The following is a 15,155-nucleotide window of genomic DNA, read 5'->3' as shown; positions in this document are numbered from 1 at the left end:
GTTATTGGTGAGTTGATTGTGTTTTGGTTAGTGAATCCTCATTCATTCTTAAGTATGATTCCGCCCATACTTGGGATTTCGATGGTTATTTGGTTATTTTTTTTCAGTTTGATGGTTTCCATGCCGCCATTTAATTTTGCATCATCTTTAAATACTTTCAACGTGTCACCTTTATTGAACATGGGCAAAGTCAAATCCATTTTAAGAGCGTCTTTCTGTGCGTTGACACCTACGATATACCATTGGTTTTTATGCCTTCTAGCCAGAATAGCATATTTTCCGGGATAGCCCTTCAGAAAAAGTGTTTCATCCCACGTAGTTGGGACACTCTTCATAAAATCCAATGCCCATTTTGGGGCATCTGTCAAGTTATTAGGGGTTAGTGCAAAAAACTGAATAGGGTTTTGATAAAGGACGGAGGTCGCCAATTGAAACACCTCACTTGTCAACCTTTTTTGACCTTTTATGTTTCCTTTATTGAAAAATGTGTTGAGTACAGTTCCGCCAAACTCCATACTACCAACTGCATTTCGCATAAAAGGATGAAGGGTTGCATAAAAGGCTTCTTTCTGGCGCACATCTTCAGAAAACACCAACATTTCCGAGGCTAAGACAGCTTCACTACCCATAAAATTCGGGAACATCCGCTCCCATCCGCGCGGTAGAGTGGCTCCATGAAAAACCACCATAAGGCCATAATCGTTGGCATTGGATAGAATATCCTCATACAAGCGCATGGTTTCCTGTTTATCCCCTCCGAAAAAATCGGCCTTAATTCCTTTTACACCAGCTTCTTTTAGCCATTTCATCTCCTTTTTACGAGCGATGGATGTGTTCATTTTATTGATTGGGGTCTGAAAGGCATCGTTTGCCGTTCCGTTGGAATTGTACCATAGAAAAACGTCTACTCCTTTACCCTTTGCATAGGTAATCAGTTCTTCCATACGGTCATACCCAATCCGGCTGTCCCACCAAGCATCGATTAGGATATATTCATAATTCATTTTGGCGGCTAGGTCAATATATTTCACCTGATCTTCGTAGTTCATGCTACCATCCTGCCATATAATCCAGCTCCAAGTTCCACGGCCGTAATTATATTCTTGTGTAGGTTCATACAATGGCTTCACCACATCAAAAGGAATCGTGGTCTCTACAATCGGTTTTAAGGTTTCACCTACTGTAATCGTTCTCCAAGGAGTAAAACTTGGTAGGCCCATTTGTGCTCCGGAACTTCCAAACCCGTTGTTTTGTCTGCTATTGGGAAAATCAACCGTAAAAACTCCTTCCTTAAAATTGCTTAGGTGCGAAGCCGGGTATTGACTGTGAACCCCGGTTTCGGAGATTAAGACCCATAGATTATTTTCCATATGGAAGAGTCCTGGAAAAACATATCCCTCCCTAGCATTGTTTTCTTCAATAGCGATATCGGCCCTATAACCGCTTTCATAACTTGGCGCTGTTCGTGCAAAACCTGTCATAGGTGTCATCATGTTAGACAGGAAGCTTTTTGTTTTTTCCGGAAATTTGAAACCAGTAGCTTCGGATTTAATGACACAGCTGATATTGGCTTCGTGCGGATACAATTTATACCGAAAAGCCACGTCGTTATTACTTAAATTAAAAATCAAATCAAAGGCGTTTACCCCATCCTTCAAAAAAGTGAAAACCGCTTCGTTAGCCTGATAATTAATTTTGCTTTTTTTTATTTTATCCAAGGAATAAGAATAGCTGATAGGCGTAATAGTCAAATTATCCTTTAAAACGAGGTTCCTGGTAAAATCCCCAATATTGGTATCGAGACCTAAGGGTGCGTTCAGAATAAAAGGTTTGTCATTATAGGTCAGGTTATACGTGGGAATGCCGTTTTCCGTTTTAACGGTAAGTTTAAGTTTAGAATCTGGACTTGCCGCATTCAGTTGAATATTTTTCTGACCGCTGCCTAAGATTTGCAGCATCTGATCGGCATAGCGCTTACCCAATTTGCGGTATCCTGAGGCGGAAAAATGAAGCCTGTCCGGAATACCTTCACAGCCATCGGAAGGAATAATATAAGAATTGGGGATAACCTCTGGCAAGGTTTTGATGATTTCGTTCATGCTGGCGCATGCTCCGTTTTGGTCCTCACTTAAAAGTTCACCGGCCAGTAAAGGCACTTCAACACCTTTAAGGTTTAGGTCTTTTAATATATTTTCATATACACCTTTTACTTTTTTAGGCCATAAAGTATCTCCTGTATTCGATTCTCCCTGATGCAGTAGAATACCCTTGATGACCCCATCTTTTTGAGCTTTTTTTGCTAATTCTATCAATCGACCATAAGGGTTGCCACCGTATTCATTAATCCAATTAAGCATCCAATCTGGAGCGGTCTCTACATAACTTTTGTAATTTTCCTTATCGTACAATTCAATTTTACAACCCCCAACGGCCACATTTATAACACCGATTTTAGTGCCTCTCGATGCATTTTCCGCCATTTTCCGCCCAAAATAATCTGCAGGGGAAAGTCCGGCATTGCAACTTGCCAAAGGAGGTATTGCGGGATACCATTCTCCCATGGTTCGATTCAAATCCGGGCAATCCATCGGACTCATCATCTCAAATCCAGAAACAGGAATGGTATCCATAGCTTCCGCCTTCGTGGCTCCCTGCATATTCGACTGACCAAAGCAGAGATAGATGTGAAAATTAGAGTCTTGCGAAAATGCTTTTTCGCTTGTGAAAAAACAGATGACCAAAAAGAGTAGACCCAGTAATTTTTTCATTATGTTTATTTTAAGTAATCTCGGCACAACAATATAAAAATGGGTTCGTCCTATTCAAGTGTAATATCATTTCCTGCTGTCGCATACAAGCCAAGCATAGCCCCCGTAAAACCACCTGCCACATCGGTAGAAAGTATATCTCCCGCTACGGTTCCACCCACATTTGTAAATTTGGTTCCATCAGTTGAATAGTCGAATTTATATTCATTTCCATCCGCGGAAATCCGTAATGTCAATAGGTCTTTAGTTTCAATTTTGGTGCTGCCGATAATCTCGGAATTAGTAGATCCACGTCTATCGGGTCTGCTATTTTTCTGCAATACCAAGTACGTATCCTTTCCTTTTTTGGTAAGACCGAATACGAAATTGGAACCCTCATTTTGGTATGCGGTCACCCCGGCCATATCTTTTTCTGTTTTTGGCGTATACTGCATTTGAGTGGTAAAGGAAAAGGTTTTGTGCTGTTGCCTATAAAACAGTGTGGAAGTTGGTTTTAATTCCTTAATGTTCGTGGAAAAGGGAGTAATCTCCAATCCATTTTTTATTATTTTGATAAATGCTTCCCGAGGCCCACGTAGCCCGATCCATCTAAAATCAAGATTCTCCGAAGAGAAATTTTCCTCGTAGGTAAAATTTCCGTTTGGCAAATAGCCATCTTGACCTGTTTTATTGGTAATCCCTTCTGGCATTTTAAGCTTGGGTTCCATAGGAATCAAGCCATTCTCGAAAACAGGAAATTCACCCGACCAATCCACCGGTAAAATAAATGTTTCCCTACCCGTATTTACTTGGTTTTTCTCATTGGGGCGAATGGCAAGGAAAACAGCGTAATACTGGTCATCAGGCCCTTTTACCAAGTCTGCATGTCCTGCCCAATCAACTTTATTTTTTCTATCTTTTTCAAAATAGCGCTGTGTTAAAATAGGATTGCTTGGAGCGGGAATGAACGGTCCTTTTGGGCTATCGCTTTTAAAAACGACTTCGCTGTGCCATCCTCCGGTTCCTCCTTCTGCGCACATCAAAAAGTATTTTCCATCTTTTTTGTAGATATGCGGTGCCTCTATCCAAATAGGTTTTTCGGTAATATCTACTCCACCATCGACTATAATTTTATCCGTACCGGCAATGACCTGGTCGCTTTCGACATCATATTCCCAGATTTTAATGACTCGGTGTCCATTGTAAAGTTCCTTTCCTTCGTCAGGTGCATCATTATGAATAACATAGCCTTTGCCATCTTCATCAAAGAAAATTGAAGGATCAATACCGCCAAAATTCAATTTTTTGGGTTCGCTCCATCCTTTCATCGGGTCTTTGGTTTTAACGACGATATTCCCCAGTCCGCCAGCAAACGCGGTAACAATCATGTAAAAAGTGTCATTGTTGGGGTTATAGGTAATGCCAGGAGCATAAACCCCTTGACTTATACCAGTATCATGTACATCGAGTTGTGAGGATCGGTCTAAAACGTGTCCGATTTGCTTCCAGTTCACCAAATCGTTGGAATGAAAGATGGGTACGCCGGGAAACATTGCAAATGAGGAACATACCAAATAGTAATCGTCCCCTTTCCGTGTTATGGCCGGATCCGGATAGCACCCTTGTAGAATTGGATTGAAAAACTCATCACTTCCCAGAGCGTAATCATTATATACCTGATCGTTGCCTTCATAGATTACTTTAGTAAATAAGGGCGTATTTTTTGGGGCAGGATAGTCATCGTTTTCGATTCGGTTAAAACCTACCAATGTTAGTACCGTTAGAAGAACAATTGTTAGAGGAATTTTCACTTTTTTCATTTTATTGTAGATTTAATATTAAAACTCGTCGCTATTAACAATGGATTATTCATTTACCCATTTCACACCCTCATCACTCCTTCGCCATTCAAAATAGGTGTCAAGCACTTTTAAGGAAGCTTCACTAGGTACAGGACCTACATGTGGAGTTTGCTCAAAGTACATGACTTCGGGATTGTCGTTGCTGAAGGCAGGCCATTCAGGTAGTTTTTCCCCGTTTGGATTACCATGTTTCGTGAAATTGGTCCAATAGGTGGCCATCGCCTCGGAAATAGACTTGTCGGATTCGGAGATCTCAGGATTATTTTGATCTAGATTTTGAAAAACATAGGCAACTTCTTGCCCGTGCGGTGAACCATAGCCAAATTTTGGAGAATCCTCGGGGTGGTCGGGATGCTGGTCAAAATAGTAATAATACACTTTGGAGTTTCCAGTCTGTGATTGTAGTCTTGCCCAACTCCAAGTATGCCATCCAAAAGCGGCATCGCGAGATAAATCCCTCGCAGTTTTAGGAACTGAATTCTCACTTACGGGATAGGCATCCAACAAATTTTTTGAAAACTGGCCATATCTTTTTTCAACGTTTGATATAAATTCCTCTGGAGTTTTTTCACGAGAAAAACTGGCACCTTCATCGGAATTATACCCGATCAGTACCGGCACATCATTATAATTGCCTTGTTCGTAAAGTTTGAACTGATCATCAGGAATGACATGTCCGTCAATAATTGGCCAAGCACCGCCCATTCCCATACCCATAGGGAGTTTTTCTATGGGAGTATTTCGAAGTTCTTGTAAACTGGTAACCCCGATTTTTTCTGCATATTCAAATCCTTCTTTTTCTGCCGTTGCCAGGGTTTTCATATTTTCTCCAGGGAATGTTACTGGTCTAGAGGGCCCAAAAGAACCTCCACTTTGGGAAATAGCACCTTGAAATAAACCTTTAGCCAAAGGAGAGGCGCAGAGCATACTCACGGAAATACCTCCAGCAGATTCCCCAAAAATCGTTACTTTATCTGGGTCGCCCCCGAAAGCGGAGATGTTATCCTTTACCCATTGCAGACCGGCAATTTGGTCTAGGATGCCGAAATTGCCTGATACCTTTACAGGATTCTCGGCACTCAGTTCAGGATGTGCCAGAAAACCCATTTGTCCAACGCGGTAGGCAATACTGACCAAGACCACCCCTTTTTTGGCGAGTGCTGCACCGTCATAAACGGGTTCCGAGGTGGCGCCAAAATTAAAGCCGCCTCCATAGATCCATACGAGTACGGGTATTTTCTCATCAGGACTAGTTGCCGGAGTCCAAATATTCAAGTATAAACAATCTTCGCTCTTTCCATTTTGGTCATTTCCCTGTATGGGAGCCGGGGCAAATTCTGTGGTTTGTTTAACCCCTTCCCAAGATTTTGCGGGTTGTGGCGCTTTCCATCTTAACTCACCCACTGGAGGTGCGGCAAAGGGAAGCCCTTTGAAAATAGTGAGACTATCTTCTACTATTCCCTTTACGGTACCGTCTGCAATTTTGACCTGACCTGGAATTGATTCCTGCTTTTTTTCACAGGATACCAAAGAAATTATCAATATTGAAAACAGGGATAAACTTATATTTTTCATTCTAGGTGATTTTGGTTTAGTTGTCGATTTCTTGCCAAAGGTTGGGCAAGAATCGATAGTATAGGAGATGACGCCAAGTAGACCAATCATGCCCGCCATTTCCGCCTACATAATACTCGTGTTCTATATTGTGATGGGTCAAGGCGTCGTTTAGCGCCTGAACCCTATTATTAAAAAAACCTGCGGCTTCTTTGGTGCCTTGTCCCACAAAAAGATAATCTACGCTATCATTTATATTCGGAGTAGTTAAAAAATGCTTCAGTGAAGTTTCAGCATCCACATCCCCTGCGCTGAGAATACCAAAATTCGCAAAGAGATCAAGCGACCTGAGGCCAATAAACATTGTATGACGCCCTCCCATTGACAATCCTGAAATTGCTCTTCCTTTAGGGCTCTCGATAGTACTATAATTTTGATTGATCACGGGAATGACATGGTTTCTCAGCTCCTTTTCAAAAAGGTCAAAAGTCAGCTCGGCATGTTCGGGATGATTACGGTGAATAACCTGATTATTGGGGATGGCAATAATCATTGGGGTGGCTTTCTTTTCCGCCAGCAGATTATCCATCATAAAATTTACCCTACCGTCATAGATCCAATTAGAAGGCAGTTCGCCACTACCACCAACTAAATAGAGAACGGGATATTTTTTTTCAGGATTATATCCGGGTGGTGTGTACACGTAAAGTTCACGTTCCCCTTGGGTTACATCAGAATGATAAATGTGACGTGTAACGTTCCCATGGGGGACCTTTTTCGCATCATAATAGGCAGGACCTTCCCCATGAACAATTAACTGGCTATAGGGAGGCATGGCCGTAAACGCAGCTTGGGTATTGTTTGGGTCGGCCATTTGTACACCGTCAACCCTCAGATGATACGCATACATATCAGGGGGAAGTGGCCCAATGGTAAGCGTCCAAATACCATCATTTTCTTTCGTAAAAGGAATAGGTTCTCTGCCCATTCCTAAAGCGGTGTTTATAGCCCCTGGATTTAGTTCAACTTTTTCTGCATCAGGGCCCGTCAACCGAAACGTAACCGTTTGGTCGTCATGTACCTGAGGAGAATTCACTTTTGCACTAAAAGGTATCAAGCCCTCCGTATCTTTTTGCGGGTTAAAGTCCAAATTGACATTGGCCTGTTGTGCACAACAAACATTCACGTTAAAAAGCACTACGAATGTCGAAATCACAAAAAGTAAACGAGTAAAAATCATATCAAAAATGTTAAGCATTCCCTATTATATTTTTAATTTTTAAAAAGCAATGGAGCCAGTTGATGCAAACTACGGCGCCAAGTTTGAAATTCATGGGCAGTACCTTCTGAAATATAGGAAACCGCATTCAAACCAGCTTTTTTCAGAGCTTCGGTGGCCTCATTAACCCTTTCAGGATTTTCTTTACTACCACAACTTATAAAGATGAGGTTGACATCGGACTTATCCTTGATATCATCGGGAGCATACGTTCCTCCGCTGAGGAGCGCATAATAGGAGAACGTATCAGGCTTGTTCAAAGTTATTTGCTTCGTCTCCATGCCGCCCATGGAAAGTCCACCCATCGCCCTATGGGATGCATCGGCCAGGGTACGGAAGTTTTTATCGACATACGGAATTAATTCATCTACCATAACGGTCTGAAAAGGGGTGATGTCAAAATTTCGCAGTCCCCCAAATTTGATTTCGTTCGTCATTCCGTAGGTCATAACGATGATAAAGGGTTTGCTTTTGCCCTCGGCAATCAGATTGTCCATTATTAAATTGGCATGACCTTGGTTGGTCCAAGCGGTTTCATCTTCTCCCCAGCCATGCTGAAGGTACAATACCGGATATTTCTCCGCTTGATTTTGCTCGTATCCCGGTGGGGTGTAAACAAAGGCACGGCGTGATGTATCGGTGCTTTTGGATGGAAATAGGATTTGTTGTACATGTCCGTGGGGAACATCCTTTAAGGCATAGAACTCTTGATCATGTGCAGGTATTTCTATACCGCTTTCCCAACGCACGGAGCCATAAAAATTCAATGCTCCCGGATCGTTGAAGATACCACCATCAACGTTTACATGGTAATAATGAAAGCCCTCGTCCATGGGTCCTTCCGTGGTGCCCATCCATGTACCATCATCCGCTTTTGTCAGTTTGGTGCCCCCTCTTCCGCCAAGTCCTAAGCTTACCCGAACACTGTCGGCTGCAGGCGCTTCTATTTTAAAACGCGCGTAGCCTTGTGAATTTACTTGTGGAAATTCTTTACCGGGCTGATTTAAACTTGAGGGTCTAAAATCATCAATTGCAGTTTCAGTCTGCTGACCAAAGCTTAAAGGGATGGCGCCTGCAAAGGATAATGCGAGTACGAGTAACTTTATTCGTTTTTTCATCATGGGGTTCTTTATTTCCTTATTCTGGTATTTCTGTTAATTCATTCTTTATTGTGAAATAGTCGAAATCAACATATCCCCCGGTATTTTTTGTGGCAAAATTGAAAAGTCCAAATCGATATCCCATAAAATGGGGTAGGGTGTAGGTCATCTTTAATTTGGTTCCTATTTTTTTCCATTTTTTTCCGTCAAGACTGTAATAGAAATAGGCAGCATCTTTTTTATCGGTAAAGTCACATTCTGCTTTAAAATAGACTTTGTTTTGTGATACTGGCACGGTCGCCATTTCTTGCGGTAGGTCATCATGGGTATGCACCATCACAATGTTTTTACTGCCATTATTCAATGTAACACCTATGTAGCCATAATTTTTTTGTAGCAGGGATAATCCTGAAAAATCCCCTTCTTTCATCTGGGATACATCTACAGCGGTTTCTGCTGAACAAACCGGACCGATAGTTCTCTGGGTCAGGGTATTCCTCGCATCCACAAAAGTGGAGTCCATGCGCCCCGTCTTCAATCGCAGATATCCTTTTCGTTCGGATACCGACCACAGACTATCTATTGGATTATGGTTCCATTGCCAGACCAGTGGTAGTTTTCGGTCTTTCTTTTTTCGCTTGAATTCGTCGGAAGCCACGATATTTGGAATTAGGCCTTTGTTCGATGGCAGATCTAATGTATTGGGAACCTTTCCATCCTCACCCAAAATGGGCCAACCATCCTCCCACTTTACCGGAACCAAATAGGGAATACGACCCACGGCTCCATTGTCACGGAACAGGTAAGAGAACCATTTTCCATCTGGGGTATCTATCAATCCGCCTTGGGCCACACCCTTGTCCTGCAGTGCGAGCCGTCCTTCATACGGCCCGTTTATAGAAGCGGCACGATGTACAACCACGGTTCGCATGCCGCCCCTTGGCCACGTAATATTGAAAAGATAATAGTTACCATCGATTTTAAATAGCTGCGATCCTTCTGCACCTAACATGATATTGTCGCCGGCAGGAGCACTGGCATTTTCGATCAATACTTTTTCAGTTCCTTTTTTTACTCCTGATAAATCACTTTCAAGTTCAGCGATCATCAATTTTCCTGCTCCCCAAATCATGTATACTTTGCCGTCATCGTCAAAATGGACAGTAAGGTCATGATAGGAAGGTTCAAAAGAGTTTACTTCCCAAGGGCCATTTTCTATATCCTTTGTGGTGTAAGCATAGGTTTTACCTGTGGTAGCGGCAAAAGTGAATACATAGTATGTATTATTATGGTAACGGATGCAACTGGCCCACGACCCCCTTCCGTACGCGCTTTCTCCATTTTCCAAATTTAGGGCATCCACTTCCCCCAGTCGGTCATAAGCGTAGTTTACAAGTTCCCAATTGACCAAATCCTTTGATTTCATAATGGGTACGCCAGGACTCAAATGCATAGTAGTACTGCTCATATAATAGGTATCCTTAACCCTGATCATGGAAGCATCGGGTACATCTGCGAATAAAATGGGATTCTCTGCTTTTTGTTCTTGGGCATTGATTCCCAACTGCAGCATTAGAAATGCTAGAAATAAAGAAATAGGACGAAATCTGTTCATTTTCAATCCTTGAATGTTAGTGTATACGTCTTTCCTTTTTCAGTGTCAAGATCATACAGAAAAGTACGGCCTAAATTGAGTTCCTTTATGGTTGAATCTTTTGATACTAGGGGCGTAGCAGTTTTAGGGACATAAAAAAATGGATTAGGATTAGCTCCTTCCGCTGTATGTAAACTGCCAGAGCCGACGAGTTCAATGGTATTTGGAACTCTTAAACGCAAGTTTCCTCCTTGATTAGATTTTATAGTTGCCGCTACCAGTTTTTTATCCTTCCATTCCATACCCACCACTTCAAAATCACCCCTGGCTTTTAAACCTCCAACATGGCCAGAAGAAAGGGCATCAGGAACGGCAGGAAGTAAATGAACGGCTCCGTCCGAGCTTTGCAACAGCATTTCTGCGATACCGGATGTACAACCAAAATTACCATCGATCTGAAAAGGTGGATGTGCATCGAAAAGGTTATTATAGGTTCCGCCTCCACCTTGGTTGATGCCCACAGGGGTCAATTGGTCCGTAATCAATTTATAGGCATGGTTACCGTCCTGCATTTTGGCCCACCAGTTTACTTTCCATCCCATGCTCCATCCTGTCGATACATCGCCACGTTGCAGCAGGGTGTTTTTTGCGGCGGCAAATAATTCTGGCGTTCTGTAAGGCGAAATTTGATTGGAAGGAAAAAGCCCATATAAATGGGAAATATGGCGATGGTGATCTTCTGGGGAATCTACATCGTCCAACCATTCCTGTAATTGATTGTGTTTGCCGATTTGCATGGGAGGTAATTTTTTTCTCATGGTATTGAGGGAATCGGAAAAATCAGTGTCGACACCTAAAATTTTCGAAGCCTGTATGGCCGTGCTGAAAACATCGAAAACCAGTTGGTTATCCATCGTTGAACCTGCTGTTATCGAAGAACCTTGATGCGCTTCCGGGGCGTTCTCCGGTGAATTTCCGGGAGCTACCACTAAATAGGGATAATTGGGATGTTGTACCAAAAAATCAGCGTAAAACTCGGCCGCCCCCTTTAACGCAGGGTAGACCGATTTTAGAAACGGGGTATCGCCAGTGTATAGATAGTGTTCCCAAAGATGTTGGCTGGTCCAACCCCCGCCACCGTTCCAGATGCCCCAAAAGGCACCATCGACCGGCCCGGTGATTCGCCAAATATCGGTGTTGTGATGCGCCATCCAACCTTTGGCATCATACATGACCTTGGCCGTTTCTTTTCCTGCTTCCGATAATTCCTGAACCATGGTAAGAAACGGTTCATGAAGTTCTGAAAGATTGGTACGTTCGGCGGGCCAATAATTCATCTCGGCATTAATATTTATAGTGTATTTGCTATCCCATGCGGGTTTCATATGTTGGTTCCAGATGCCTTGCAGATTGGCGGGTTGCCCACCGGGTTGGGAAGAGGATATCAATAAATACCTGCCATATTGGAAGTAAAGGGCAACAAAGGAAGGGTCGTTGGTACTTCTAAAATTCGCAAGTCGCTCATCCGTGGGTAATTTTGAAGCATCGGTATCACCAAAATCCAATTGAACCCTATTGAACAGGGAATGGTATTTTTTTATATGGTCTGCCTTCAATTGTTCGTATTCTTTATCAAAGGCAGTATCTAAATACTCCTTTGCCCGTTGCATTTCATCACCGCTTACATCTAGATACGAATTGAAATTGGAGGCAATAGATACCATTAAAACGACATCGTCAGCATTTTCAACTCGGACAGAATTATCCGTTTGGGAAATTTTTCCATTTTCGGATTTTAATCGCATCAATGCATTGAATTCTACTTTGCCCTCTACACCTTCATGGTCGCTTGTCTTTCCCCAAAGCGAAAGTTGATGATCACCATTGACTTCTATTTTTTGATTTGTATGCGGAGAGGTGAAATCTGCCCTGAAGGAAATTTTCCCTGGTCGATCCGCAGTAAGTTTGATGACGAGAACCCGGTCCGCTAACGAAACGAAGGCTTCCCTTGAATACGTGACGCCCTCTATTTTATAGGAAGTATTGCTAATCGCGTTGCCGATATCCAAGCTGCGATAATAGGCTTCATAACCATCGTGATTAGGAAAGGTAAGTTCCAGATTACCTACTGGCTGAAACATTTGACCGTTTGATTTTTTACTAATAATTTTTTCGTCTGCCAGTTTTTCTGCGGCTTTATACTCCCCGTCAAATATCAGTTTCCGTACTTTTGGCAGTGCTTCAAGGGCATCGGGATTGTCATTTCTGTTAGGACTTCCACTCCAAACCGTATGTTCGTTGAGCTGGAATATTTCAGTGCCCACATTGCCATAGACCATCGCACCTATACGGCCATTCCCAAGAGGAAGGGCATTTTCCCAAACTTCACCCGAGGGTTCATCAAACCAAAGTTTTAAGTCTCTGGACTGTTGACCGAAAAATAGAAATGGAATAAAAAAAATAGCGTGGTAAAACAGTGTTTTCATAATAGAAACTTTGCGCTGAAACGAATGGTTTATGAAGTGTTGAATATACACCTATATATCAATATATTTTAAAATTAGTCGAACAATTTTAAAACTAGTGTTAAGTTAAAGCTGAAATGGCGTATAAGTCAATCGTGGATTTTGTGGTAGCCCTAGACAAAAAATCATTGCATAGCCGTAGCTACGGAATTATTTTTTAACGACGGGATGCCGCAAAAGATGCATTGGATTATGCGACGATTTTGGCTTAACTTAACACTAAGTGTATCGGATGGTTTACTTTTTAAGGAATACCATTAACAACTTCAATTTAGATTTTAATATCAGGGTATTCAGTGTTCTCTATAAATCTAATTCATAATTTTTCCGTTACCGGTGACGGACCGGTCATTGTATTCTTTTCTGGCCTGACGATAGAAGTAACCTGTAGAATCCATATCTGAAGTTTACCAGAAATCTTTTTTTAAAATTAATAAGGATTTTGGGCTTAGCCTCTACTCATTGTTTTTCCAACATTAATTTGACCTTTTTCGGACAAACTACTATTTAGATTACCATCGGTTTAGAAAGTTATTCTGTAGTGAATGGTGACGCGGGCAGACCTTCCTTATTATATAGATTTGGATTATCAGGATTATCGGCCCAAGCATACCTCACATATTTTGGGTCTTGAATAGCGTCACTCCAAACGATTACCTTATTTCCGACTATTTTTGCATTGGCCCACACATAGTTTTTGTCCTTACCCGCAATCGCGAACTCGCTAAGCTGTTTCCCATCGTTAGAAATTAAACCACTCCCCAGATTTGAAAAAGTGATTTCGATTGCTTTTTCATTTATTTTATAATCAGCATACAATGGACCGGAATACACAACGTTCGCATGGTAAGCAAGTTTCATGGCGGACAATGCTAGTCGCTCTCCCACGTCTTTTTTATTATCCGGATGAATATCGTTCCATTCGCCCAAATCAATATTTACGGTCATGGCTGTGTTTGATAAGCTCAAGCTCTTTAATTGTGATTGCCTAAGTTCTGCCCAATTGCTTTCCTCAGGTAAATAATTCACCTCCATGAAGTTGGGTAACTGTGCATAAATAAAAGGAATGTCGGGTTGGTTAAACTGGGTGCGCCAATCGTTGATCAATCCCTTTAAAAGACCTTCATATGCTTTCGGCTCACCTGAATTGCTTTCGCCTTGATACCAAAGTATTCCCTTAAGAGAAAATTGGGTATAGGGCGCTACCATTACATTGTAAAGCGCTGTAGGTTCGTTCTGTGCGTTTATCGGTCTTGTTGAGGTTGATGATGGGACACTTGGATTAAAAATCTCACCCACTTTGTACTGCCAATAGCCTTTTAAGTCCACCGTATCCGTTTCGGTAAACAGATAATAGGGCTTATCAGGAACAAAACCACCTTTACCATTATAATTTGTGACTTTTATGGTAAAAATATTTGTGCCCGCTTTTACTATATTTTTTGGTACGGTATACCTCCTTTGCGGATATTGATAGGTTGTATTGCCTACTTTTTGACCGTTAATATAAAGCTCATCCGCATCTACTATTCTTCCTAAAAATACCTTGGCCTCTTGAGCGATCATATCGGTGGGGATTTCTATCACCTTACGATACCAAACCACACCGTTTAAATTTCTAATTCCTTGATCTTCCCAATACCCCGGGATGTTGATTCGTCGCCAGTTTTTAGGCACAAAATTCGGATCATACCAGGCAAGTGGCCCCATCAAACCCTTATCGCCGATGTCATCGGCCATTTTATCTGCACCTCTTTTTCCCCTTATGCGGCTGTTGACATAAGCCGTATCCTTATTCTTCTCTATGGTTTTTAAAATTTCAGGGAACTCTTGAAATCCTGCTTCGCTAGTCCACGCTTCTATCGGTGTGCCGCCCACACTGGCATTTATGAGTCCGATAGGCACCTTATATTTTTTATATATTTTTTTTGCAAAAAAATAAGTCACTGCAGAGAAGGAACGTATTTCATCTGGAACAGCAGATTGCCATGAACCTCCATTGAAATCTTTATTGGGTCCGGTTAAATCGGTTTGGGTCGGAATTTTGAAATGCCTGATTTCCGGATAATTTGCGTTTGCAATTTCATTTGCATAAGTAATGTCATGTATATTCAACTGGTGAACCATATTGGACTGACCTGCGCATAACCAAACATCGCCTACTAAGATATCATTAAGTTCTATTTTATTAGGTCCATTGAGTTGTATGGAATAGGGGCCACCCGCTTTCATTTCGGGAAATTCTACACTCCAATTACCACCTCTAGATGTAACCGTCTTACGATGCTTTCCATTGAAGGTTACTGAAATCTTTTCTCTTTGAGCTGCCCATCCCCAAATTTTTATGGGGTGATTACGCTGCAGAACCATACTGTCCCTTATGATTTGGGGTAGTCTTATTTGTGCGGAAAGCGCATGAAAAGAGCTGAAGCAAATAAAAAAGACAACAAGGTTCTTTAAAGTGATTTTGGATACGTTCATTTAGACTACTAAA

General features: G+C 41.9%; 8 protein-coding genes. All 8 read right to left on the bottom strand.

The genetic code is table 11. The features are described from left to right. Positions 1–38: 38 nt before the first annotated feature. A complete protein-coding gene (locus tag BLT07_RS18225) occupies positions 39–2,768 on the bottom strand; it encodes a glycoside hydrolase family 97 N-terminal domain-containing protein (protein ID WP_091873170.1) in 2,730 nt (909 codons plus the stop codon). A gap of 50 nt (positions 2,769–2,818) precedes the next feature. Then, positions 2,819–4,567 (bottom strand): glycoside hydrolase family 43 protein, encoded by a 1,749-nt coding sequence (locus BLT07_RS18220; protein ID WP_091873165.1) that lies wholly within the window; start codon positions 4,565–4,567, stop codon positions 2,819–2,821. A gap of 45 nt (positions 4,568–4,612) precedes the next feature. Beyond that, positions 4,613–6,184, bottom strand: a complete 1,572-nt coding sequence (locus tag BLT07_RS18215) for a carboxylesterase/lipase family protein (RefSeq protein WP_091873161.1) — start codon at positions 6,182–6,184, stop codon at positions 4,613–4,615. Positions 6,185–6,200: 16 nt separating this feature from the next. Then, positions 6,201–7,421 carry an alpha/beta hydrolase-fold protein gene (locus BLT07_RS18210; protein ID WP_217633342.1) on the bottom strand — a complete coding sequence of 407 codons (1,221 nt, stop codon included), beginning with the start codon at positions 7,419–7,421 and terminating at the stop codon, positions 6,201–6,203. Between the two features lie 14 nt (positions 7,422–7,435). Further along, a complete protein-coding gene (locus tag BLT07_RS18205; RefSeq protein WP_245726597.1) occupies positions 7,436–8,563 on the bottom strand; it encodes an alpha/beta hydrolase-fold protein in 1,128 nt (375 codons plus the stop codon). A gap of 16 nt (positions 8,564–8,579) precedes the next feature. Further along, positions 8,580–10,157 (bottom strand): glycoside hydrolase family 43 protein, encoded by a 1,578-nt coding sequence (locus tag BLT07_RS18200; RefSeq protein WP_175455364.1) that lies wholly within the window; start codon positions 10,155–10,157, stop codon positions 8,580–8,582. Positions 10,158–10,159: 2 nt separating this feature from the next. Next, complete coding sequence (locus BLT07_RS18195; RefSeq protein WP_091873158.1) at positions 10,160–12,622, bottom strand: glycoside hydrolase family 95 protein; 2,463 nt, start codon at positions 12,620–12,622, stop codon at positions 10,160–10,162. A gap of 570 nt (positions 12,623–13,192) precedes the next feature. Then, positions 13,193–15,142 (bottom strand): sialate O-acetylesterase, encoded by a 1,950-nt coding sequence (locus BLT07_RS18190; RefSeq protein ID WP_091873153.1) that lies wholly within the window; start codon positions 15,140–15,142, stop codon positions 13,193–13,195. Positions 15,143–15,155 lie beyond the last annotated feature (13 nt).

This window comes from Pricia antarctica, from assembly GCF_900101815.1.
In the GTDB taxonomy this organism is placed as follows: Bacteria; Bacteroidota; Bacteroidia; order Flavobacteriales; family Flavobacteriaceae; genus Pricia; species Pricia antarctica.
Note: the sequence above shows the minus strand (reverse complement) of the source record. Positions and strands in the feature narration are given on the sequence as shown.